The following is a 23,677-nucleotide window of genomic DNA, read 5'->3' on the forward strand; positions in this document are numbered from 1 at the left end:
CCTGAGCGACGAACGCTGGCGTGACCTACTCCGGGTGCGTGCCACCGACCCGGCGGCGGTCGAGCGCGCGTACAACAAGCGAGTCCGGCGGCAGAGCCTGTTGTCGGACAAGGACACCCTGTTCCTGGTCGCCGCCGACCACCCGGCCCGCGGCGCGCTCGGTGTCGGTTCGGATCGCACCGCGATGGCCGATCGGCGAAATCTGTTGGAGCGGCTGCTCATCGCGCTCGCGCACCCGGATGTCGACGGCGTGCTCGGATCTCCCGACGTGGTCGAGGAGCTGCTGCTGCTGGACGCGCTCGACGACAAGGTCGTGATCGGCTCGATGAACCGTGGCGGTTTGGCGGGCGCGGAGTGGGAGATCGACGATCGGTTCACCGGCTACGACGCCGACGCACTGGCCCGGTTCCGCTTGGACGGCGGCAAAATGCTGCTGCGCCTGGATGATTCCGATGCGGGCACCATCCCGACGTTGCACGCCTGCGCACAGGCGGTTTCCGAATTGGCCGCGCAGGGCCTGATGGCGATGGTGGAGCCGCTGCCGTATCACCGCGACGAATCCGGTGCGCTCATCATGAGCAGGGACGCGCCCTCGCTGTCCCGCGCGATCACCGTCGCGTCCGGATTGGGCGTCACCTCTGCCTACACTTGGCTGAAAATTCCAGCGCCGCATGATATCTCGGTTCTGGATGCGACCACCCTGCCCGTCGTGGTGCTGGGCGGCGCACCGTCCGGCGATCCGGCCGCCGATCTCGCGTCCTGGGGCGGGGCACTGAGCCACGATGTCGTGCGCGGCCTGGTCGTCGGCCGCACCCTGCTGTATCCGCCCGACGGCGATGTCGCGGCGGCCGTCGACGCGGCGGCGCGGCTGCTGAAAGACGCCCGATGAGCCGCACGCCGAAATCCCCTGCCCGGAGGGCCCGATGAAGCTGCACCGACCGTCCGGCACACTGGCCGACGGAACCGACCCCATCTACCTCACCCCGGAGGCCGCTGGTTGGACATTCACCGGCCTGCGCGTACTCCGATTGGCCGCAGGCGAATCCCGCACGGTACACACCGGCGAATTCGAGGCGTTCGTGCTGCCGTTGGCGGGCGGATGCACGGTACAGGTCGACGGCCACACCATCGAATTGACCGGCCGTGACTCGGTTTTCACCAGGGTGACCGACTTCGCCTACGTCCCGCGCGACGCCGAACTGCGGCTCACCACGAAATCCGGCATCGAGGTCGCCTTGCCGATGGCCCGCTGCACCCGCCGCCTGGAACCGAAATACGGTCCGGCCGAGCAGGTTCCGGTCGAGGTGCGCGGCGCGGGCCAGGCCACCAGACAGGTCACCAACTTCGGCACACCGGGGGTGTGGGAACACGCCGACAAGCTCAACGCCTGCGAGCTGATCACCCCGGACGGCAATTGGTCGTCCTACCCGCCGCACAAGCACGACGAGGCGAGCGAATGCGAGGTGGTCAATGAGGAGATCTACTACTTCCGCATCGCCGATCGCGACGGAATCACGCCGTCGCCAACGGGTTTCGGCATGCACCGCACCTACACCGCCGACGGCGCGCTCGATGCGAACGTCGCGGTGCGCGACGGCGACGTCTTCCTGGTGCCGCACGGCTACCACGGGCCGTGCATCGCGGCGCCCGGATACCCGATGTACTACCTGAACGTGCTCGCCGGTCCGGCGGCCGCGCGTTCCATGGCCTTCTGCGACGATCCCGCGCACGGCTGGGTCCGCGACACCTGGGCCGGTCAGGAGTTCGACCCGCGCTGCCCGGTCACCGACCATCGCGGCAGGCGCGACAATAATTAAGGACGGATCCGTGAAGCTCACCACCGCACAAGCCCTCGTCGCCTGGCTCGTCGCGCAGCGCTCCGAGACCATCGACGGCCGCGAAGTCCCGCTCTTCCCGGCGGTTTTCGCGATCTTCGGACACGGCAATGTGCTCGGTCTCGGTACCGCGCTGCACGAGCGCCGCGCCGAAATCCCGGTCTGGCGTGGACATACCGAGCAGGGCATGGCGCTGGCCGCGGTCGGCTACGCGAAGGCGACGCATCGCCGTCAGGTCGGCGTCGCGACCTCGTCGATCGGACCCGGCGCGCTGAACATGGTGACCGCGGCGGGCGTCGCACATGCGAATCGTCTTCCGCTGCTGCTGCTTCCGGGTGACACCTTCACCGGCCGGGCGCCCGACCCGGTGCTGCAGCAGGTGGAGCATTTCGGTGACGCGACGGCGACGGTCAACGACGCCTTCCGCGCGGTCAGCCGCTACTTCGACCGGATCACCCGCCCGGAGCAGCTCATCGCCACCTTGCCGCAGGTGGCCCGGGTGCTCACCGATCCGGCCGAGGCCGGGCCGGTGACCATCGCGTTGCCGCAGGATGTGCAGGCGGAGGTCTACGACTTCCCGGATGACCTCTTCGCGCCGCGGATGCACCGAATTCCACGGCAGCGCCCGGATATTCGCGAAATCGCCGAGGCCGCCGCGGCGGTGCGGGCCGCCGAACGTCCGCTGCTGGTGCTCGGCGGCGGCGTCCGCTATTCGGGTGCGGGCGGGCAGGCACTGGAATTCGCCGACCGCCACGGCATTCCGGTCACCGAGACCACCGCGGGCCGCACCTTGGTGCCGCACGAACACCCCGGGTACGCGGGGCCGCTCGGCATCACCGGTTCGGAATCGGCGAATCTGCTTGCCGCCGAAGCGGATCTGGTGCTGGCCGTGGGAACCCGGTTGCAGGACTTCACCACCGCGTCGTGGACGGTCTTCGCACCGGATGTCCGGTTGGTGACGGTGAACACGGCCCGCTTCGACGCGGTCAAACACGGCGCGCTCGCGGTGGTCGGCGACGCCGCCGCGGCCATCGCGGATCTGACGGCCGCCATCGGGGATTGGCGCACGCAGGACGAATGGGCTCGGAAACCCGCTGCGCTGCGCAGTATCTGGGACGCGCACATCGATAAACTCCGCGCCCCCACCGACGGCATCCCCAGCTATGCCCAGATCGTCGGCATCGTCAACGATCTCAGCGGGCCGGGGGACTATGTGATGACCGCGTCGGGTGGTCTGCCCGGTGAGCTCATCGGTGGCTGGCGCGCGACCGGCGGCGCGCCGACGATGGATGTCGAATACGGATTCTCATGTATGGGTTATGAACTCGCGGGCGCCTGGGGTGCGGCGATGGCGCATACCGATGGTCTGGTCACCACCATGCTCGGTGACGGTTCGTACCTGATGCTGAATTCCGAACTGTTCTCGGCCGCCTTCGCCGGCCATCCGATGGTGGCCGTGGTCTGCGACAACGACGGTTATGCGGTGATCGCCCGGCTGCAGGAGGGACAGGGCGGCGCGGCGTTCAACAATATGTACGCCGACTGTCGTACCAACCGGAAAGATCCGCCCCGGGTGAATTTCGCGAACCACGCTCATGCGCTCGGCTGTTCGGTGCACACCGCGACGGATCTCGCGGAATTCCGGATCGCTTATGCGGAAGCCAGAACGGCGGCGAAGCGTGAATCGCGTCCCGCGGTGGTTATTGTGCGCACCCAGCCTTCCGCCTGGACCGAGGCGGGTGCGTGGTGGGAGGTCGGGGTGCCACGGCACCTGTCCGGCCGGGTCGGCTATGACGCGGCCAAGCCCGGACAGTTGCGCTATCTGCAATCCTGACGGCGAGGTGGGCGCCACAACGACAGGTCAGGGTCATATACCTCACATAAAGTGGGGGTCGATGTGGCCGAAATCGTCCCACCATGGCATGGTTGATCTACGAGACCAGTGAATTGAAGTGATTGCCTGGCTCGTCTACAGAAAGTTTGAAATGGCTCAAGGCATTGTCAAGTGGTTCAACAGCGAGAAGGGCTTCGGCTTCATCGCCCAGGACGGCGGCGGTCCCGACGTCTTTGTGCACTACTCCGCTGTGACCGGTAACGGCTTCCGCTCCCTCGATGAGGGTCAGCGTGTGGAGTTCGAGATCGGCCAGGGACAGAAGGGCCCGCAGGCCCAGGATGTTCGTGTGGTCGCCTAACTCTAGAGTGGCGTGAAATGACCCCCGCACCGATGGAGTGCGGGGGTCGTTTTGTATTCGAAACAGATCAGCCCTGCGCGAGCGCCGTTTTCCGGAAGAACGCCGAGGTGAGCTCGCGCGCCCGGTCGAGATCGCGATCCCGGACCTTCAGGAAAGCGCTTGCCGCACAGGCGAATTCGTCCTCGATGAAGGCCGAGACCGGCGCGGGCGCCGCGCCGCTGCCCATCTCCCTCGTGCGTGACTTGAGCTCGGTGAGCTCGGCGACGGCGGCCACCAGATCGGCGGGCAGCTCACACTGCGCCAGCAGCGTCGGCAGATGCATCGGCGCGACGGCCGCGTCCGGATGCTGGCGGAGCCAGCGCAGCGCGATCGCGGGCCGCAGCGAGTAGAACACCTTCTTCAACGAGCCATTGCCGCCGAACAGCTCCCACTGTTTGGCGCCGAGATGCAGATAGTGCCTGGCCACCTTGTTCCGGTCGGCGACCGCATCGGCCAGCGCCCGCAGCTCGTCGCGGAAGCGGGGATCGCCGCGGTACACGATCGGCGACATCAGCCATTCGACGATCGCCGCATTGCCCTGCACCAGCAGCCGCAGCGCCTTCGCCAGATCCCACCCGCCGACGTCGAGCAGACCGATCAGCGGCGTCTCGATGACATCGCGCGTCCGCCACGGCGACAGGTAGGTGTCCAGGCTCGCCACGTAGACGAACCGGCAGTCGTAATCCGAATCCGGTGACGGGAAACCCCAAGCGCGGCTTCCGCTTTCGATGGCGAGCGGGATCGATACCCGATGTTCGGCCGCGATTCGGTCCAGCTCGGCGTCGATGGACCCGACGACGGCCGGGTCCATCGAGGCGGGAATCGCGCGCAAAGACATGACGGCGATGCTATGGCCGCATCGGCGGCGGCGCAGCTCAATTTCGCGCCGGTGCGCTGCCGAATGCCGTGGTGAGGACGGCGGCGATGGCCAGTGCGCCGCCCAGCCACATGGCCGCGCTGCTGCCGAGACCGTTCGCCGCCAGCCCGCCCAGCAGCGCGCCCGCGGCGATGGCGAAGTTGAAGACGGCGGTGAGCAGCGAGGCCGCGCCGTCGCGCGCGCCGGGTTCGGACAGTATCGCCCACGTGAGCGTGCTCACCGTAACACCGCCGTACGCGATACCCCAGATCACGATGAACACCCCGGCGATCAGTGCCGTACCGCCCAGCATCGGCAGCAGCAGTACCGCGACGCCGAGCACCCCGCTGATCACGAGCAGTGTCGCCCGCGGTCGCTGGGACGCGCGTGGTCCGGCGACGAAATTGCCTGCGATTCCGGCGATTCCGTATACCACCAGCAGCGATCCGATCAGGCCCGCATCCGCACCGGTGACGTCCTCCAGCACCGGTCGCACATAGGTGTAGGCGGCGAAATGCCCGGCCACCAGGAATGCGACGATGAGCAGTCCGGTGCGCAGCGCCGGATTGCCGACCAATCCGAAGACGCCGCGCAGCGCGACATCGCCCTGCGCCCGCAGCGGCGGCAGGATCGCGGGCATCGCGACGAGCAGCACGGCGGCCAGCCCGGCCGTCACGAGGAACGCGGCCCGCCAGCCCGCGACCGCGCCGAGGTACGCACCGGCCGGAATACCGAGCACCGAGGCGATCGCGACCCCGCTGAACACCACCGAAACCGCTGTGGCCGTGCGGTTTTCGGGTACCAGGCGGGTCGCGAGCCCGGCCGCGAGCGACCACACGCCGCCCATCCCGAGGCCGACGAGTACCCGGCCGACGGTGAGCACGCCGAAATTCGGCGCCGCCGCGGCCGTCAGGTTGCCGAGTATCAGCACCGCCATGAGCCCCGTCATCACCCAGCGCCGGTCGAACCGGCTGAGCGCCGCGGTGAGCAGCGGCGCGGAAACGGCTGCGACAAGCCCGGTTTCGGTCATCGCCAGACCCGCGGTGCCCTCGCTGATATTCAGGTCGTCGCGCATCGGCGTGAGCAGGCCGACCGGCAGCATCTCGGAGGTCACCACCGTGAACGTGCCGACGGCGAGCGTGCCGACGCCCAACCAGCCGCGCCGGATCGAATGCCCCGGCGCCGGTGGGGCATCGACGCGTTCTCGAAGATCAGTCATGACTCCAGCCAACGGATCCTGCCAAGCGGAAACAATGACGATTCGCGGATTGTTCTATGAGCCGGGCTCATTGATCGATGGAGGGAGCGGACGCCGATGGGGCTGGAAGTGCGTGAACTGGAGGCCTTTTTGGTGCTGGCCGAGGAACTGCACTTCGGGCGCGCGGGTGAGAGGTTGTATATCTCACAGGGCCGGGTGAGTCAGCTGCTGCGGTCATTGGAGCGAAGGATCGGGGGCCGGTTGGTCGATCGCACCAGCCGCCGGGTGAGCCTCACCCCGCTGGGCGCCGAATTCGCCGCCGAGCTGCGGCCCGCCTATCAGGCATTGGGCCACACCCTCGACCGGGCGTGCAATGCGGCGCGCGGCGTGCACGGCCTGCTGCGCATCGGATTTCAGGGCAGCACCGATCTGGGCCTGATGGCGGCGATCGAGCACTTCCAGCGGCGATACCCCGACTGTGCCATCGATCTCAGGGAAATTCCGCTCGCCGATCCGTTCGGCCCGCTCTACCGCGACGAGGTCGATGTCGCGCTCATCCTGACGCCGATCCGCGAGCCGGATCTGGTGCTCGGCCATGTGTTCGCGAAACAGACTCAGCAGCTTGCCGTTTCGGCTCGGCATCGGCTGGCGGGCCGGGACAGTATCCATGCGGAGGAACTCGCCGAGGAGCGGTTGATCGGGTTTCGCGGCCCGGCTCCGCAGTACTGGCGCGATGCCCATGCGCCGAGCAGCACGCCGGGCGGGCGGGCGATTCCGGCCGGGCCCGTGGTGCGCACGCTCGAGGAAGGGTTGGCGCTGGTGGCCACCGAGCGCGGGTCCATGCTGCTGTGCAAGCCGACCAGCGACCACCGGGCCCGGCCGTCGGTGTCCTTCGTGCCGGTCGACGGGTTGGACGATTCGGTGCTCGGGCTGTGCTGGCATCGCAGTCGCGAGACGGCGCGGGTGCGCGCGTTCGCCGACGTGCTCGGCGAGCTGGGCTGATCACCCGCCATCGAGATCTGATCGTGATTGGCCTCGGGGTCGTTTCCCGGATAGGGGTTTTCCGGCCGCATCCCGCCGGATGCCGTCAGTTCCATGGGCATGAATCGATCGTGCGCGGTTAGTTTTTCGGCCGCGTAGCGGCGTGTCTTATCGGATTCTCATAATTGTTCGTTAGCGAGGAAAATTAACGTCCGAATTTGCATCGTTTGCGCTGGTGAGAGGCTATTTCCCCAGTTCAAACCCTTCTGGACGGTTGACCATGTCACATCGGGCGGCCGAATGTAGTCTGCGTCACTATCCGCGAGAATTTTGTAACCGTATTTGTCGACGGCCCGATGTGCCATGTGTCAGCCAGTTCAACTGGGTTGTTGTTCCAACGAAGAGGTATTTCAATGATCCCCGTTATCATCGACACCGGTAGCGCCGCTCTGAACGGTTTCCTGAACACCTTCGGCGCCGCGTTCCACGGCATCATCGACACCCTGTGGACGGGATCCTTCGGTCGCTGATCACCGACGTGATGGTCGATTGAATTCGACTCGAGGCCGACCTCCGGGCGCGCGCGGCGCGGGAGGTCGGCCTCCGTCGTATCCGGGGACTACGTGCGGCTCGCCTCGACTCGGACGGCGGATATCGCGGCCGCGACCACTTCCGGATGCGTCAACTGCGGATAGTGCCCGCCACCGGCGACAACCGTCGTCGGTAGCGACACCGGCGCCACCAGTGGATCATCGGCGCCGATGACGATCCGCACCGGAACCCGGACGCGCTCCAGTAAGGCGCGCAACTCCTTTCGGTGTGATTCGGCAGATGCCGCCCGCAATGCCGCCGCGGTCCGGTGCGCGACACCGGCCCGCCGCAGGTTGGCCGATGCGCTCGCCACCGCATCGCCCTCGGGTACGCCGAGCCGAGTTGCCAAGGTGGCGGCCGACATTCGGCGCAATGCCAGTTCCGTCAACGGCGAACGCAGTAGCGGGCTCAGCGGTTTCTGCAGAAACGCGGGAGATATCAGCACCACCCCGGACACCCGATCCGGGTGTGCCGCGGCGTATTCGAGCACCGGCCAGCAGCCGAGCGAATGTCCGACCAGTACCGGCTCGCTCCGGATGGACCGCATGAGCCGGGGCAGCAATTCTTCGATCCGTCCGGGCGCGGACCGGCCGAGGCCGGGCAGATCCGCGGCCAGACTCGGTGCGCCGAGTGCGTCCCGGACCGGCAGCCACGAGCTGCCGTCCAGCGGAATCCCGTGTAGCAGCACATATTCCGGCAGTTCCCTGGCGCCCGACAGCCAGACGCCGTCGGCGAATCCCGCGTCCGATTCGGCGGTTACGGTGCCGAATCGACCGGCCACCAAGTGATCCGCCCATGTGCGCAGGACGGATTCGACCGGCGGCATGACGAGTCCGGCGCGGTTTGCGACGGCCTCGGCCGCGCTCGTGTCGTACCGATCCTCGACGAGGAATGGAAACTGTTCCGGATCGGCGCCCGTCAGCGCCCGCGGCAGCCGTTCGAGCATCGAAACGGGTACCGAGAACCGCGGCGCCCGCACCCCCATATGCTCCGCGAGCAGCCGGATCACTTCGGGCAGAACGGGAGTCGCCGGGTCGAGCACCGTATACGACTGTCCTGCGGTGTCGTGCTGTTCCGGCAGCGCGGTCAGGAATGCGGCCAAGTAGTCGAGATCGACTACCGGAACAAAGGTTTCGCGGCCGCCCGGCAACGCGGGCAACTTACCGTTCCACAGGCGCTCGACCGTATCGGTCAGCCCGATGTACTGACCTGGTCCGAGCACGGCGCTCGGATTCGCGACCGTCAACGGAATATTGTGCCGCGCGGCGGTTTCGCGCACCAGCGGGTCGGCCGCCAGCTTCGTCGACTCGTACGCGCCCAGCGGGGCGGTGGTCGGCCGGGCCTCGCTCGCCGCGCGATATCCGGTGATGTGGACCACCCGCCGCAGTCCGGATAGCCCTGCGGCCCAATCCAGTACGTTCACCGCACCGGTGACGTTGACCGTGTGGGCGTCGTCGTGCGCCAGCCCGAAGGCATAGCGGGCGGCGCAGTTGTATACGTCGCGGATGCCGCTGACGTCGAGCCCGTCCGGCAGGTCGAGGTCCGGCGCGACGATATCGCAAGGGGCAATGGTCAATTCGTCGCGCGGCACGTCGCGCTCTTCGAGGTATTCGACGAGCCGTCGCTGCGTTCCCGGCCGCAGTGCGGCGATTACCGCGTGACCTTTGGTGAGCAACTCGGCGACAACGGCGCGCCCGATGAATCCGGCGGCCCCGAAGACGATGCTATCGGACATCCCATCTCCTAAATGGACTGGTCTACATATTTTATAGACCTGCGAAAAGCCTTGCCTAGCAAGGCAATTGGTTCAGTTACCGATGAGGGTTCGAATGGTTCGGGCCACCCGCTCCAGCGGCTCCCTGCTGCGCCGCGACCGGGCCAGCAGCAGCGCGCCCTCGATCAGCGCCAGGATCGATGCGGCCAGGTCGTCGGCATCGGCGCGTCCCGCGCCGCGCAACCGGATTCGGAGGGCCTGCTCCCAAGCCGTATACGCGGCAGCGCATTCGGCCTGGATGGCGTCGTTGTCTGCGGAAACCTCCAGTGCGACGGTCGCCACCGGGCAGCCGCTGCGCCAGCCGGATGCGGCCAGCCGGTCGCCGAATGCGGTGAGCAGCTGCTCCGCCGCGTCACCGGCATCGGCCAGCGCGACGGAATCGATGAGCGTCGCGATCTCGGTGCCGGACAGTTTGATCGCCTCGGCGACGAGTTCGTCCTTGCCGCCGGGGAAGTGGAAGTAGACGGATCCGCGTGGCGCACCGCTGGTTTCGATGATGCGGTTGAGTCCGGCGCCGTAATAGCCCTGTTCCTCGACGAGCGCGCGGGTGGCCTGGATCAGTTTGCCCCGCGTCTCGTCGCCCTTCGCTCCCATGGCTCGAAACTATAGACCGGTCATCATATTTTTGCGAACCCTTGAAATTGACGACGGCCGCCAACCAGGGCGGAAACGGCGATGAAAACGGGCCAACTAAGCTGGGCGGCGGTAATTGCCGACCCCATTTCCCCAGGAGTACCGCACAGTGAGCCAAGCAGGTCGTCCTGTTGTTCTGATCGCCGACAAGCTCGCCCAGTCGACCGTCGACGCGCTCGGTGACGGTGTCGAGGTTCGGTGGGTCGACGGGCCCGACCGCCCGGCGCTGCTCGCCGCTGTCCCCGAGGCCGACGCACTGCTGGTGCGCTCGGCGACCACGGTGGACGCCGAGGTCCTGGAGGCGGGCAAGAACCTGAAGATCGTCGCGCGCGCCGGCGTCGGCCTCGACAACGTCGACGTGCCCGCGGCCACCGAGCGCGGTGTCATGGTGGTCAACGCGCCGACCTCGAATATCCACACCGCGGCCGAGCACGCCGTCACGCTGCTGCTCGCGGCCGCCCGCCAGATCCCGGCCGCCGACGCCACCCTGCGCGAACACACCTGGCAGCGCAGCAAGTTCAACGGTGTCGAGATCTTCGACAAGACCGTCGGCGTGATCGGCCTCGGCCGCATCGGGCAGCTCTTCGCCGCGCGCCTGGCCGCCTTCGAAACCAAGATCGTCGCGTACGACCCCTACGTCTCGCCCGCGCGCGCCGCCCAGCTCGGCATCGAACTGCTGAGCCTGGACGAGGTGCTGCAGCGCGCCGACTTCATTTCGGTGCACCTGCCCAAGACCCCCGAGACCAAGGGCCTGCTCAGCAAGGAGAAGCTGGCGCTCACCAAGCCGGGCGTCATCATCGTCAACGCCGCGCGCGGCGGCCTGATCGACGAGGCCGCGCTGGCCGATGCGATCAAGTCGGGCCACGTCCGGGCCGCGGGCATCGACGTATTCGAGACCGAGCCGTGCACCGACAGCCCGCTGTTCGAGCTGCCGCAGGTCGTCGTCACCCCGCACCTCGGCGCGTCCACCGCGGAGGCGCAGGACCGGGCGGGCACCGATGTCGCGAAGTCCGTATTGCTCGCGCTGGCAGGCGAATTCGTGCCCGGTGCGGTGAACGTCACCGGCGGAGCGGTGAACGAGGATGTCGCGCCGTGGCTCGATATCGTGCGCAAGCAGGGCGCTCTGCTCGGTGCGGTGTCCAACGAGCTGCCGGTGAGCATCGAGGTGCAGGTGCGCGGTGAGCTGGCCGCGCAAGACGTTGCGGTGCTGGAGCTTTCGGCGCTGCGCGGCATCTTCTCGGCGCTGGTGGAAGAGCAGGTCACCTTCGTCAACGCGCCGACGCTGGCCCGGGATCGCGGTATCACCGCGCAGGTCACCACGATCACCGACAGCCCGAGCCACCGCAGCCTGGTCGACCTGCGCGCAGTGTTCGGCGACGGCCGCACCCTGAATGTGGCCGGCACGCTGACCGAGCCGCAGCAGGTGCAGAAGATCGTCAACATCAACGGCCGCAACTACGACATGCGGGCCGAGGGTCTGAACCTGGGCGTGCTGAACTACTCGGACAAGCCGGGTGCGCTCGGCCGGATCGCCACCAAACTCGGCGAATCCGAGATCGACATCCTCGCCGCGCAGCTCAGCCAGGACGTCGACAAGCAGGGCGCCACGGTGATCCTGCGGGTGAACCGCGAGGTGCCCGCCGATGTTCAGGCCGCCATCGCCGATGCGGTCGGCGCGGCCAAGGTCGTGCTGGTCGACCTCTCCTGATACTCCTAGGCCCTGTGTCGAAGTCCCATCCGGCGCCTCCGCGGCCCAGCTCGCCGCCTGGCCGCGTTGTCGTCGTCGCCGATACAAACCCGGTATCGGCTCCTCCTCCGCCTTGCCAGGCGACGAGCTGAGCCACGGATGCATCCGGCCGGACTTCGACACAGGGCCTAGGCCCGCGCGGGGTCCGGCCAGCGGTCGGGCTCCGCGCGAGTCGTATCGGCAAGTGGGCCGTAAATCCCACGATGTGGGAGCAGGTCGCCCTGGTGGCCAGGTCGGAGCGGGCACCGGTTAATGTTGCGGTGCTTGCGGTCCGGCCGCTCGGAAGCCGAATCGGTGATCCGCGGCCAGTGAAACTGAACGGAGCCCTGTGCCATGAAGCTTGCAGTCATCCCCGGCGACGGAATCGGCCCCGAGGTCATCGCGGAGGCGCTCGCGGTGCTCGACGCGGTGGTTCCCGGTGTCGAGAAGACCGAATACGACCTGGGCGCCAAGCGTTACCACCGCACCGGTGAGATCCTGCCCGATTCGGTACTGCCCGAGCTGAAGCAGCACGATGCGATCCTGCTCGGCGCGATCGGCGATCCGTCGGTGCCGAGCGGCGTGCTCGAGCGCGGCCTGCTGCTGCGCACCCGTTTCGCGCTGGACCACCATGTGAACCTGCGGCCGTCCAAACTGTTTCCCGGAGTGACCAGCCCGCTGTCCGGCAATCCGGATATCGATTTCGTGGTGGTGCGCGAGGGCACCGAGGGCCCGTACACCGGAACCGGCGGCGCGATCCGGGTGCAGACCCCGCACGAGGTGGCCACCGAGGTCAGCACCAATACCCGGTTCGGCATCGAGCGGGTGGTGCGCTACGCCTTCGCCAAGGCGCAGGCCCGCCGCAAGCACCTCACCCTGGTGCACAAGACCAACGTGCTCACCTTCGCCGGTTCGCTGTGGCAGCGCACCGTCGACGCGGTCGGTGCCGAATTCCCGGATGTCACAACGGCTTACCAGCACATCGACGCCGCGACCATCCATATGGTCACCGATCCCGGCCGGTTCGACGTCATCGTCACCGACAATCTGTTCGGCGACATCATCACCGACCTGGCGGCCGCGGTCAGCGGCGGCATCGGCCTCGCCGCCAGCGGCAATATCGATGCCTCCGGCGTCAACCCGAGCATGTTCGAGCCGGTGCACGGCAGCGCACCCGATATCGCGGGCCAGGCCAAGGCCGACCCCACCGCCGCGATCCTCTCGGTGGCTCTGCTGCTCAACCACCTCGGCAACACCGAGGCCGCCGCCCGCATCGAATCCGCCGTAGCCAAGGACCTCGCCGCCCGCACCGGCCCGTCGTCCACCTCCGAGATCGGCGCCCGCATCACCGCCGTTCTCTAGCGGCACGACGACCGGCGACCTGATCGAGCTCTGAAGCATAGGCGGTGCGGACGGCTGAATGTTCAGTCGACGCTGCGGGATTCGGGGACCATGGCAGTGGTGAGGCGGGCACCGTCGATGGGGGTATGGTCTGGCCAGGCATGGAAGGCAGCGGAGGCGCGGTAGCGGAATTCGCGGGCTCGTCGGTGAATTCGAGGATGGACAGATAGGGGCGGTCCGGTTCCCGCGGGGTGAGTAGGCGGGCGACGCGCAGGCGCGTTCCTTCCTTATTCTTTATGGGTTCGCGGGCGGGGGCGGTGGCGGTGATGTGTGATGCCGACCGCGCGCTGGATGAAACCGACTGTCTTCGGAATGATTTCGGCGGACGGGTGGTCGGCGTCGAGCAGGTCGATGGCGCGGGCGAGGGCGCCGTCGATGAGTATGGCGGTGAGTTCGGGGTCGGAGACGCCGAGTTCGGTGAGGGCCGAGCGCAGCGGGGCGGCCAAATCGTGGTGGGCGTTTGCGAGTCGGGCGCGGCTCTCCTCGTCGCGGGGCAGGCCGCCGCCGAGCACGGCGATGCGATGGTCGCCCGCCGCGGCCAGCGCCAAAGTCGTTCGGACATATGCCTCTATCCGGCCCGCCGCGGTCTCCGCGCGTTCAACGGTATCGCGAACCTGCGCCCCCCACTCGGCGAAGGAGTCGGCGACGATTCTGGTCAGGATCTCGTCGCCGGAGCGGAAATACTTGTAGACGCTGCTGCGGGCGAGCCCGGCGGCCGCACCGACCGCGGCGGGGGTAACCCCGTGCGGCCCTTCGGAAAGCAGCAGTGCGCGGGCCGCCGCGAGTAGGGCGTTCTCCTGGTTCGCGCGATGCTCGGCGATGGTCGGTGCGTCGATCTTCGGCATCTCGCTCCCGTCGTTGGCGACGATCTGTCGCTATCGTAGCGCATTGGCGACGTTATGTCGCCAAATTGGGGATACCGCGACCGAAGTGAAATGTTCTCTGCTGGGTTAGTCCGGAAGTTGTTGGGAACGACGGGTTTCAGACGCCTGTCATGGTGGGGATGTGAGCGCCCGCCGCGTCAAGATCGCCGGAAGTTGTTGGGACCAAGAGGTTTCAGAGAAGGATGAGCGGGTAATGGTGAGTGGGATCATCCCACGATCCGACCTCGTGCCCGCCTCGGACATTCGAGGCGGGCACGAAATCGTAAGTAGGGCACCCTTATTCGTCACCGTGACCGAAACCCGGCCGGTTCGGATGACGCGGGCCACGTCGACGAGGTGGGCGAATATATAAGGTATGCACCACTATTCGGTGCGCCTGTCGGCCGGTACCAACGGAACCGCCACCGCCGCCAGCGCGGCGGCCATCAAATAGGCAGCCGGAAAGCCACTCGCAGTTATGAGAGCGCCGAACAGCGGAGGCACCGCTGCGACCGCAAGGTTTTGTCCAGTGTTCTGAATGCCCAATCCTCGTCCGCTCCAGTAGGGTCCGGCGATTTCGGCGACCGCGGTGAAGGCCAGCCCGTTATCCGAAACGGTGATGACCGAGGCCGCGACGAGCAGCGGCACGGCCGCGAACCACCAGTGCGTCCACGCGGTGAAACCCAGTGCGGCCATGGAGATCACGGCCGCGATCGCCACCGTGCGCAGCGGGCCCAGTCGACTGCCGACCCGGTCCGACCATGCTCCGGCGCCGATTCTGCCCAGGGCGCCGAGGATTTGGGTGCCGGTGACCAATAGGCCTGCGGCGGGCAGCGACCAGCCGATCTCGCGGTGCAGCCACAGCAGTGCGAAGGTCCACACCGTTCCCTGCGGTACGACCAGCAGTACCGAAACGGCGTGTATGCGCCACAGCGTCGAATCGCCGCGATAGGGGTTGGCGCGCAAGTCTTTATCCGCTGCGCCCGCGGGTCGCGGTGGATCGACGATGCCGACCAGACAACCGAGCGCGGCCGCGCCCGCCATTACCGCCGGTACCAGAATCGCCGCGGCGACACCGTGATTGGAAGCGACGGACGGGATCGCCAGCGCGCCGACGGCGACACCGGCGGGCTGGGCGGCCTGCCGAATTCCCATGGCCAGCCCGCGTTGTCGGGGCGGGAACCAGCCGACGATCACCCGACCGCTGGCCCCGTTGGTGCTTCCCGCACCGACCCCTGCGACGAACAGCAGTGCGCCCAAGGCGATATCGGTGTGCGTCGCGGCCGCCGCCGCTCCCGCGACGCACATCAGCAGCGGCCCACCGATCAGCACGCGGCGCTCGCCGATCCGGTCGACGACGTAACCCCATGCGATCAGCGTGCAGACCAGCCCGACTGTCGGCATGGCCACCAGCAGACCGGCGGTGGCGAGGGTCATGCCGCGATCGGTCAGCGCGGGCAGCAGGAACGGGAGGCCGTGTACGAATATCGCGCTGCTCGCCTGGGCGAAGACGCCGAGGCCGAGCATCGCCCACCGCCGGACCTCGGGAAGCTGAGTCACGGCAGTCATCGGCATCACCTCGGTATATCTCAATATTTGGGAATCATGTCCCACTGAATGAACAACGAGGTTTACCGTACACCCGGCCGGGCATGTCGTGACGCGTCGTTCTCAACACCTGGGACGAGCTCCCGCGTACCGCGTGGTCGGACGCGTTCGAGCAGGTCGATAGACTGCCAGCCATGCGTCTAGGTCGAGTTGCCAGTCCCGATGGGGTCGCGTTCGTCAGCATCGAAGGGGAGGGAAGCGACAGCATCGCCAAAGAGATCGCGGAACATCCGTTCGGTACGCCGACATTCACCGGGCGGAGCTGGCCGCTGGCCGACGTTCGCCTGCTCGCCCCGATTCTGGCGAGCAAGGTGGTCTGCGTCGGCAAGAACTATGCCGCGCACGCGGCCGAGATGGGCGGGCCCGCACCGGAAGATCCGGTGATCTTCCTCAAACCGAGCACGTCGATCATCGGCCCCAACGCGCCGATCATCCTGCCGCCCAGCTCATCTCAGGTCGATTACGAGGGCGAACTGGCCATCGTCATCGGCAGGCCGTGCAAGGACGTGCCCGCCGCCCGCGCGCTCGACGTCGTGCTCGGATACACCGTCGCCAACGACGTCACCGCGCGCGACCAGCAGCGCCACGACGGCCAGTGGACCAGGGGCAAGGGGTACGACACCTTCTGCCCGCTCGGCCCCTGGATCGAAACCGCCTTGGATCCATCGGATCTGGAGATCGTCACCGAACTGGACGGCGATGTGCGCCAGCGCAGCCGCACTTCGCTTCTGCTGCACGACATTCCGAAGCTCATCGAGTGGGTCACCACGGTGATGACGCTGCTGCCCGGTGACGTGATCCTCACCGGAACCCCCGAGGGCGTCGGTCCGATGAAGGACGGGCAGCGCGTGACGGTGACCGTCGAGGGCATCGGCACCCTCACCAATCCTGTTGCCGCCAAACATCGTTAGCGACCGCTCGCAGGTCGCTCGAAGAGGCCAGATCGAAAGAGAGCCATGACACGAGTACGGGTCCGATTCTGCCCGTCGCCGACCGGGACCCCGCATGTGGGCCTGGTCCGGACGGCGCTGTTCAACTGGGCGTACGCCCGCCATAACGGCGGCACATTCGTCTTCCGCATCGAAGACACCGATGCCGCACGCGATTCCGAGGAGTCCTACCACGCGATCCTCGACGCCCTACGCTGGCTCGGGCTCACCTGGGACGAGGGTCCCGAGGTCGGCGGGCCGTACGGGCCGTACCGGCAGTCGGAGCGGCGCGACATCCACCGCGACGTCGTGCGCAGGCTGTTGGAGGCGGGCGAGGCGTACGAATCCTTCTCCACGCCAGAGGAAGTCGAGCAACGTCACCGCGAAGCCGGACGTGACCCGAAGCTGGGTTACGACAACTATGACCGAAATCTCACGCCCGAGCAGATCCAGACGTACCGAGATGCCGGTCGCCCCGCGGTGATTCGGCTCCGGATGCCCGACGAAGATCTCGTCTGGCACGACTTGGTGCGCGGTGAAACGACTTTCAAGGCGGGCAGTGTGCCCGACTTCGCACTCACCCGCGGCACGGGTGATCCGCTGTACACGCTGGTCAACCCGGTCGACGACGCGATGATGAAGATCACCCACGTATTGCGCGGTGAAGATCTGCTCTCGTCGACGCCGCGACAAATCGCGCTGTATGCCGCGTTGCGCCGGATCGGTGTTGCCGAGTTCACCCCCGAGTTCGGACATCTTCCGTTCGTGATGGGTCAGGGCAACAAGAAGTTGTCCAAACGCGATCCCGAGTCGAATCTGTTCGCACATCGCGATCGTGGATTCATTCCCGAAGGTTTGCTGAATTACCTCGCACTGCTGGGTTGGGGCATCTCGGACGATCACGATGTGTTCTCCATGGCCGAGATGGTCGAGGCATTCGACATTTCGAAAGTGAATTCGAATCCGGCCCGATTCGATCAGAAGAAGGCGGATGCGCTCAACGCCGAGCACATCCGGTTGCTGGAGCCGGGCGATTTCACGCACCGCTTGCGTGAGTACCTCACCGAACACGGACACATCGGCGCGGAAATCGACGACAAGATGTTCGCCGCGGCCGCGGAACTGGTGCAGACCAGGATCGTGGTACTGGCCGACGCATGGGATCTGCTGCGATTCCTGTTTGCGCCCGCGGCCGAGTTCGCAATTGATCCGGCGGCGGGTGCGAAGAATCTGGGATCCGAAGCCGCACCGGTATTGCGGGCCGCTATTACCGCGCTGGAGCCGTTGCCGCAGTGGACGACGGCCGCAATCGAGGACGCGCTCAAAACCGCGCTCATCGACGAACTGGGCCTCAAACCGCGCAAGGCCTTCGCGCCCGTGCGCGTCGCGGTAACCGGATCGCACATCAGCCCACCGCTGTACGAGTCGATGGAGTTGCTCGGGCGCGAGACCTCGCTCGCCAGGCTGCGCGCCGCGCAGGGCTGGCAGGCGGCGGGCTGAAGCTCAAATGTGGCCTTGACCAGGCGATTTGTGGTTAACCGGTAGCCGTAGGGTAATCTTCTTCTCGGCCCGGAACACGGTCTCGAGTCAACCAGACGCGAGGTCGGAATCCCTGGTCAATGGGGTATGGTGTAATTGGCAACACAGCTGATTCTGGTTCAGCCATTCTAGGTTCGAGTCCTGGTACCCCAGCGGAGATTGTTGTTCTAGCTTCGGTTCGCGGCCGAAATCAGTTCAGCAATCGGCGATTTGGTCGCCGAGCTTCGGCCGGTTAAGCTAGCCGAGCTTCCACTGATCGAGAGAGCGAAGGATCCCGCTCCGAGATCGACAGAGCGGTCACTCACGGAAGTGAGAGATCAGTCCTGGCCCCGTCGTCTAGCGGCCTAGGACGCCGCCCTCTCAAGGCGGTAGCGCGGGTTCGAATCCCGTCGGGGCTACATTCGGGGTGGCGGGTGCTCGTGGAGAGCACTCGCCATTGCTCATTTCCGCGCATTTTGTGGGGGTGTAACCCCCACACCCCGCCCGGCGGGGCTTCACCCCCCGGACCCCCCTACCGGGGGCTTCGCCCCCTGGCCCCCTATTTGTTGGGGGTTGCGTTTTGTTGGTGGGTTTATGTTTGGGCTGACTTCACGTTGTCGCTGGGTTAATGTGCGGGGGTTTCGGGGGTTTGGAGCTTCGGTGGGTGGAAGTTCGCTGGTGGGGTTTGTGATGTGGGCTGTTTGCGGGTGGCGAGTGGGGGCGGGTTGTTGACTTTGTGGTGTAAAGCGCAGGTGGGAGATATGAGTAGACCCTCCGGTCCAGGGGGACTGGAGGGTCTTTTTGTTTTCGCGGGGTGGGTTAGCCGCTCTTGCGCCGGAATTCGCGCTTGTGGGTGGCGCTGCCGTGGGTGGAGTTGGCCTTGGAGCGGCCGTCGAGGTGGTCGGCCGACCTGGCGTGCTGCTGGTTCTTACGCTCCAGCGCCTCGCGGAACTTGCGTTTGACCTCGTCGGCGCCGTCGTTGGTACTGCCAGAGCCGTTGGAACTGCCCGATTGCGCCATGCCTGCTCCTCGTCGTCGGGCCGCGCGCGGCGCCCCCGGGTTGGGCGGCGACGCCCGGCCATTGGTGTCGAACGTGCCTGACGGTAGCTGGCGGATGCCGCGTTGTCAGGTGCTTTACCGCGCGGGTCAGTCGATAGGGGTTGCGGTGGTGCCGCCGAGCGGGAGTGCGGGCAGACCGAGTTTGCGGTGGTCCCAGCTGCGCAGCCGCTCCGGCACCACCCGGATGGCGACCCGCTTGTTCAGCATTGCCGCCACCATCGGCCGCACCTCCTCGCTGTAGGGGCCGGTGTAGCGCTCCCAGACGCTCACCCCGACGGCGAACAGGCGGTCCGGATCGTCATGGATCTCGGCGCGGCCCTCGATGGCGACGCCGCGCAGCTGGTCGTAGGTCTGGCCGGCCTCGACCATGCAGGTGATCCGCGGATCGCGGCGCAGGTTGACGGCTTTCTGCGATTTGGCTTTGGTCTCGAACCAGATCTCGCCATCGATGAGGCCGTACCACATCGCGGTGAGATGCGGCCTGCCGTCGCGCCCGAGCGTCGCCATGGTGGCGATGCGGCTGCGCTGCAGGAATTCGGTGATTTCGCTATCGGACATGACGATCTGCGCCCGCTGGTTGACTCCCATGCGCAAACACTAGCGATTCCGATTTGAGACTGCCTTACAAACGCTTGTGCAAGGCATCGGCCGCGGCGACCAGATCGGCGGCCCAGCGGGCGCCCGGCCTGCGGCCCATCCGGTCGATCGGGCCGGATACCGAAACGGCCGCGATCACATTGCCCGCCGCATCCCGCACCGGGGCGGATACGCTGGCGACACCGGCCGCGCGCTCGGCCGCGCTCTGCGCCCAGCCGCGCCTGCGCACCTCGGCCAGCTGCCGCTCGCCGAAGACCGCGTCGGCCAGGATGGCGCGCTGCAATTCCGGATCGGACCAGGCGAGCAGCACCTTGGCCGCCGATCCCGCGGTGAGCGGCAGCCGCGCCCCGACCGGCACGGTGTCGCGCAGGCCGACCGGTGGTTCCATCGCCGCGACGCAGACCCTGGCATTCCCGTCGCGGACGTAGAGCTGCACGCTCTCGCCGGTGATCTCGCGCAGCCGGGGCAGGATCGCTCCGGCCGCGTCCAGCAGCGGATCAGCGGCACTGGTGGCCAGCTCGGCCAGGGCGGGGCCGGGCCGCCACAGGCCGTTGTTGTCGCGGGCCAGCAGTCGGTGCACCTCCAGCCCCACCGCGAGGCGGTGCGCGGTCGCCCGAGGCAGGCCGGTGCGGGTGCAGAGCTCGTTGAGACCGCAGGGCTGCTCGGCGACGGCATGGAGCACCGCCACCGCTTTGTCGAGGACGCCGATACCGCTATGCTGTCTCATACAACGATATTAGCGTCTCGGATGTTGAGATTGCACATCGAACAGATCGTGTCTCGACAGCCCGCTACGCCCGCGATATCCGAATTCGATGCAGCCGATTGTCGTGTCATCAGCCCACGATGCGGACCAGGCTGCGCGTTCCGAAAGGTGATCGAAGAATGGCCGAACGCCCGCGTACTTTGGCCGAGAAGGTGTGGGAGCAACACGTCGTTGCCCGCGGCGAGGGGGAGGGCGCCGCCCGCGAACCGGACCTGATCTACATCGACCTGCACCTCGTGCACGAGGTGACCAGCCCGCAGGCCTTCGACGGCCTCCGCGCGGCGGGCAGGCCCGTGCGCAGGCCCGATCTCACCATCGCCACCGAGGACCACAATGTCCCGACGGTCGATATCGACAAACCCATCGCCGACCCGGTTTCCCGGACCCAGGTGGAGACCCTGCGGCGCAATTGCGCCGAATTCGGGGTGCGCCTGCACCCGATGGGCGATCTGGACCAGGGCATCGTGCACGTCGTCGGGCCGCAGCTCGGTCTGACCCAGCCGGGTATGACGGTGGTCTGCGGTGACAGCCACACTTCGACGCACGGCGCGTTCGGCGCGCTGGCGATGGGTATCGGCACCAGTGAGGTGGAGCATGTGCTCGCCACCCAGACGCTGTCGCTGCGGCCGTTCAAGACCATGGCCATCACGGTGGACGGCGCACTGCCCGACGGCGTCACGAGCAAGGATTTGATTCTGGCCGTCATCGCGCGAATCGGCACCGGCGGCGGCCAGGGTTATGTGCTGGAATACCGCGGCGAAGCCATTCGCGCCATGTCGATGGAGGCGCGAATGACGATCTGCAATATGTCGATCGAGGCGGGCGCGCGGGCGGGCATGATCGCGCCGGACGAGACCACCTACGAATTCTTGAAGGGCCGTCCGCATGCGCCGCAGGGGGCCGAATGGGATGCCGCGGTGGCCGCGTGGGAGGCGCTGAAGACCGACGACGGCGCGGTATTCGACCACGAGGTGCGCATCGACGCGAATACGTTGACCCCCTTCGTCACCTGGGGCACGAATCCGGGACAGGGTGCGCCGCTGGGTGAATCGGTGCCCGATCCGGCGCAGATCGCCGACGAGGTGACCCGTGAGGCCGCCGAGAAGGCCCTGCGATACATGGATTTGGAGCCGGGTACTCCGCTTCGGCAGGTGGCCATCGACACGGTATTCGTCGGATCGTGCACCAACGGACGCATCGAGGATTTGCGCGCCGTGGCCGGGATTTTGAAGGGCCGCAAGGTCGCCGACGGTGTGCGGATGCTGGTCGTACCGGGCTCGATGCGGGTGCGTGCGCAGGCGGAAAAAGAAGGACTGGGCGAGATTTTCACCGCGGCGGGCGCCGAATGGCGGCAGGCCGGTTGTTCGATGTGCCTGGGAATGAATCCGGATCAGCTCGCGCCCGGTCAGCGCTGCGCGTCGACCTCGAACCGCAACTTCGAGGGCAGGCAGGGCAAAGGTGGCCGCACACATCTGGTTTCCCCGCTGGTGGCCGCGGCGACGGCGGTACGCGGAACGCTCGCTTCGCCCGCTGATTTGGACTGAGCGGGACGAAATCCCTCCGCCCCCAGTTCGAGTCGGGTCACCCAGTCAACTCACAGGAGAATCGAAAATGGAAGCCTTTACCGTGCACAAGGGGATCGGTGTGCCGCTGCGCCGGTCCAATGTCGATACCGACCAGATCATCCCGGCGGTGTACCTGAAGCGCGTGACGCGCACGGGATTCGACGACGGCCTCTTCGCGGCGTGGCGCACGGATCCCGACTTCATTCTGAACACCGAGCCCTACAACCGGGGCAGTGTGCTGGTCGCCGGTCCGGATTTCGGCACCGGATCCTCACGCGAGCATGCCGTATGGGCACTGTCCGACTACGGCTTTCGGGTCGTCATCTCGTCCCGCTTCGGCGACATCTTCCGCGGCAATGCGGGCAAGGGCGGGCTGCTGGCCGCCCAGATGTCACAGAACGATGTCGAAATGCTGTGGAAGTTGCTCGAGGAACAGCCGGGGCTGGAATTGGTTGTGGACCTGGAGAGTCGGACCGTGACGGCCGGAACCGTCGTGTTGCCGTTCGATATTGACGACTACACCAGGTGGCGTCTGCTCGAGGGATTGGACGACATCGGGCTGACGTTGCGCCGGAGTGACGTGATCGGGCAGTTCGAAAAGGCAAGGCCGAGTTGGAAACCCACCACCCTCCCGGCACGTATTTCGCAAGCGTAATCACCGTCTTCGTTAGCTGTACGACGGCTTCGCCGGTAGCTGGACGTGTGCTAAACCACATGAATTTTGGCGTGGCACATAGACTCTTGCCCAAACTGGGTTTACCCTGGTACCTAGTCGGTCCGACGACGGGCCATTAGTCTGCGGAGGATTCAATGAACAAGGCGGAACTGATCGACGTTCTGACCGAAAAGTTGGGTACAGACAGGCGCACGGCTACAGCGGCAGTCGAGCATGTTGTGGACACCATCGTGCGCGCGGTGCATAAAGGCCAGAGCGTCACGATCACCGGATTCGGTGTGTTCGAACAGCGTAAGCGCGCGGCGCGCGTGGCTCGCAACCCGCGTACCGGTGAAACTGTCAAGGTGAAGCCCACTTCGGTGCCTGCGTTCCGTCCGGGTGCGCAATTCAAGGCCGTAATCGCGGGGAAGCAGAAGCTGACCGCCAGCGGCCCTGCGGTCAAGCGCGGCGCGAACGCGCCGGTGGCGGCCAAGAAGACCGCCAAGAAGGCGGCCAAGAAGACGACGGCCAAGAAGGCCGCCACCAAGGCGCCGGCCAAGACCACGGCGAAGAAGGCGGCCAAGAAGGCGCCCGCAAAGGCGGCCGCTCGCAAGACAACTGCGAAGAAGGCACCGGCCAAGAAGACCACCACCAAGGCCGTAGCCAAGAAGACCGTCGCCAAGAAGACGGCTGCCAAGAAGACCGTCGCCAAGAAGACCGCCGCCAAGAAGGCTCCGGCCCGCAAGGCCACTGCCAGGCGTCGGTAGGCACTGCGACAGCGGCGTTTAGCCGCTGGGTGATCGGTTCCCAGCCGAATCACCAAGCCACGCTGTAGGAAACGGCCCCAGGGAAACACCCTGGGGCCGTTTTCGTTGTGTGGAGCGGGTTTTG

Annotated in this window: 21 protein-coding genes and 2 tRNA genes; 14 read left to right on the forward strand and 9 right to left on the reverse strand. The window is 66.7% G+C overall.

The genetic code is table 11. From position 1 onward, the window contains the following. Position 1 precedes the first annotated feature (1 nt). The 4 genes from LGY53_RS28065 (at position 2) to LGY53_RS28080 (ending at position 4,027) form a co-directional block, all read left to right on the forward strand. Entirely contained in the window at positions 2–889 is an 888-nt protein-coding gene (locus LGY53_RS28065) for an aldolase (protein ID WP_255664842.1), read from the forward strand. Positions 890–923: 34 nt separating this feature from the next. Further along, positions 924–1,817: a 5-deoxy-glucuronate isomerase gene (gene iolB / locus LGY53_RS28070; RefSeq protein WP_225729715.1), complete on the forward strand. Its 894-nt coding sequence runs from the start codon at positions 924–926 to the stop codon at positions 1,815–1,817. 10 nt (positions 1,818–1,827) lie between these two features. Continuing rightward, positions 1,828–3,669, forward strand: coding sequence for a 3D-(3,5/4)-trihydroxycyclohexane-1,2-dione acylhydrolase (decyclizing) (gene iolD / locus LGY53_RS28075; protein WP_225729716.1), 1,842 nt, complete (start codon positions 1,828–1,830; stop codon positions 3,667–3,669). Between the two features lie 151 nt (positions 3,670–3,820). Then, entirely contained in the window at positions 3,821–4,027 is a 207-nt protein-coding gene (locus LGY53_RS28080) for a cold-shock protein (protein ID WP_225729836.1), read from the forward strand. Between the two features lie 67 nt (positions 4,028–4,094). Here the strand turns inward: LGY53_RS28080 and LGY53_RS28085 are convergent, their stop codons facing one another. Both LGY53_RS28085 and LGY53_RS28090 read right to left on the reverse strand, forming a co-directional pair. After that, positions 4,095–4,904, reverse strand: coding sequence for a nucleotidyltransferase domain-containing protein (locus LGY53_RS28085; RefSeq protein ID WP_225729717.1), 810 nt, complete (start codon positions 4,902–4,904; stop codon positions 4,095–4,097). A 37-nt stretch (positions 4,905–4,941) separates the two neighbouring features. Then, the gene (locus LGY53_RS28090) at positions 4,942–6,141 is read right to left on the reverse strand and encodes an MFS transporter (RefSeq protein WP_225729718.1); all 1,200 of its coding nucleotides are present in this window, start codon (positions 6,139–6,141) and stop codon (positions 4,942–4,944) included. 96 nt (positions 6,142–6,237) lie between these two features. Between LGY53_RS28090 and LGY53_RS28095 the strand changes: the two genes are divergently transcribed. Then, on the forward strand, positions 6,238–7,122 hold the full coding sequence (locus LGY53_RS28095) for a LysR family transcriptional regulator (protein ID WP_225729719.1): 885 nt from the start codon (positions 6,238–6,240) through the stop codon (positions 7,120–7,122). 598 nt (positions 7,123–7,720) lie between these two features. On the opposite strand, the gene LGY53_RS28100 is transcribed toward LGY53_RS28095, so the two are convergent. Both LGY53_RS28100 and LGY53_RS28105 read right to left on the reverse strand, forming a co-directional pair. After that, positions 7,721–9,427, reverse strand: coding sequence for an alpha/beta fold hydrolase (locus LGY53_RS28100; RefSeq protein ID WP_225729720.1), 1,707 nt, complete (start codon positions 9,425–9,427; stop codon positions 7,721–7,723). 72 nt (positions 9,428–9,499) lie between these two features. Beyond that, positions 9,500–10,060, reverse strand: a complete 561-nt coding sequence (locus tag LGY53_RS28105; RefSeq protein WP_225729721.1) for a TetR/AcrR family transcriptional regulator — start codon at positions 10,058–10,060, stop codon at positions 9,500–9,502. A 148-nt stretch (positions 10,061–10,208) separates the two neighbouring features. Between LGY53_RS28105 and serA the strand changes: the two genes are divergently transcribed. Together serA and LGY53_RS28115 are read left to right on the forward strand one after the other, a co-directional pair. Beyond that, complete coding sequence (gene serA, locus LGY53_RS28110) at positions 10,209–11,807, forward strand: phosphoglycerate dehydrogenase (protein ID WP_225729722.1); 1,599 nt, start codon at positions 10,209–10,211, stop codon at positions 11,805–11,807. Positions 11,808–12,179: 372 nt separating this feature from the next. Further along, complete coding sequence (locus LGY53_RS28115) at positions 12,180–13,187, forward strand: 3-isopropylmalate dehydrogenase (RefSeq protein WP_225729723.1); 1,008 nt, start codon at positions 12,180–12,182, stop codon at positions 13,185–13,187. A 266-nt stretch (positions 13,188–13,453) separates the two neighbouring features. Here the strand turns inward: LGY53_RS28115 and LGY53_RS28120 are convergent, their stop codons facing one another. Both LGY53_RS28120 and LGY53_RS28125 read right to left on the reverse strand, forming a co-directional pair. After that, positions 13,454–14,071, reverse strand: a complete 618-nt coding sequence (locus LGY53_RS28120; RefSeq protein ID WP_225729724.1) for a TetR/AcrR family transcriptional regulator — start codon at positions 14,069–14,071, stop codon at positions 13,454–13,456. Positions 14,072–14,473: 402 nt separating this feature from the next. Continuing rightward, entirely contained in the window at positions 14,474–15,658 is a 1,185-nt protein-coding gene (locus LGY53_RS28125; protein WP_225729725.1) for an MFS transporter, read from the reverse strand. Positions 15,659–15,831: 173 nt separating this feature from the next. On the opposite strand from LGY53_RS28125, the gene LGY53_RS28130 reads away from it, so the two are divergent. From LGY53_RS28130 to LGY53_RS28145, 4 genes are all read left to right on the forward strand, one after another. Next, complete coding sequence (locus LGY53_RS28130; protein ID WP_167477057.1) at positions 15,832–16,608, forward strand: fumarylacetoacetate hydrolase family protein; 777 nt, start codon at positions 15,832–15,834, stop codon at positions 16,606–16,608. 45 nt (positions 16,609–16,653) lie between these two features. Next, positions 16,654–18,126: a glutamate--tRNA ligase gene (gltX, locus tag LGY53_RS28135; protein ID WP_225729726.1), complete on the forward strand. Its 1,473-nt coding sequence runs from the start codon at positions 16,654–16,656 to the stop codon at positions 18,124–18,126. Between the two features lie 120 nt (positions 18,127–18,246). Then, positions 18,247–18,318: transfer RNA gene (locus LGY53_RS28140), tRNA-Gln, on the forward strand. 172 nt (positions 18,319–18,490) lie between these two features. Beyond that, positions 18,491–18,563 (forward strand) — tRNA-Glu (locus LGY53_RS28145). Between the two features lie 400 nt (positions 18,564–18,963). Here the strand turns inward: LGY53_RS28145 and LGY53_RS28150 are convergent. The 3 genes from LGY53_RS28150 to LGY53_RS28160 all read right to left on the reverse strand — a co-directional run bounded on the left by LGY53_RS28150 (position 18,964) and on the right by LGY53_RS28160 (position 20,527). Continuing rightward, a complete protein-coding gene (locus LGY53_RS28150) occupies positions 18,964–19,164 on the reverse strand; it encodes a DUF5302 domain-containing protein (protein WP_167477055.1) in 201 nt (66 codons plus the stop codon). Positions 19,165–19,290: 126 nt separating this feature from the next. After that, positions 19,291–19,791: a PPOX class F420-dependent oxidoreductase gene (locus tag LGY53_RS28155; RefSeq protein WP_225729727.1), complete on the reverse strand. Its 501-nt coding sequence runs from the start codon at positions 19,789–19,791 to the stop codon at positions 19,291–19,293. Positions 19,792–19,825: 34 nt separating this feature from the next. Continuing rightward, entirely contained in the window at positions 19,826–20,527 is a 702-nt protein-coding gene (locus LGY53_RS28160; protein ID WP_225729728.1) for an IclR family transcriptional regulator, read from the reverse strand. A 158-nt stretch (positions 20,528–20,685) separates the two neighbouring features. Between LGY53_RS28160 and leuC the strand changes: the two genes are divergently transcribed. From leuC to LGY53_RS28175, 3 genes are all read left to right on the forward strand, one after another. Beyond that, a complete protein-coding gene (gene leuC, locus LGY53_RS28165; RefSeq protein ID WP_225729729.1) occupies positions 20,686–22,110 on the forward strand; it encodes a 3-isopropylmalate dehydratase large subunit in 1,425 nt (474 codons plus the stop codon). A gap of 67 nt (positions 22,111–22,177) precedes the next feature. Then, the gene (gene leuD, locus LGY53_RS28170) at positions 22,178–22,786 is read left to right on the forward strand and encodes a 3-isopropylmalate dehydratase small subunit (protein WP_167477051.1); all 609 of its coding nucleotides are present in this window, start codon (positions 22,178–22,180) and stop codon (positions 22,784–22,786) included. A gap of 155 nt (positions 22,787–22,941) precedes the next feature. Further along, the gene (locus LGY53_RS28175) at positions 22,942–23,553 is read left to right on the forward strand and encodes an HU family DNA-binding protein (protein WP_225729730.1); all 612 of its coding nucleotides are present in this window, start codon (positions 22,942–22,944) and stop codon (positions 23,551–23,553) included. Positions 23,554–23,677: the final 124 nt, after the last annotated feature.

It is taken from the genome of Nocardia sp. JCM 34519.1, assembly GCF_020361265.1.
Classification (GTDB): domain Bacteria; phylum Actinomycetota; class Actinomycetes; order Mycobacteriales; family Mycobacteriaceae; genus Nocardia; species Nocardia arthritidis_A.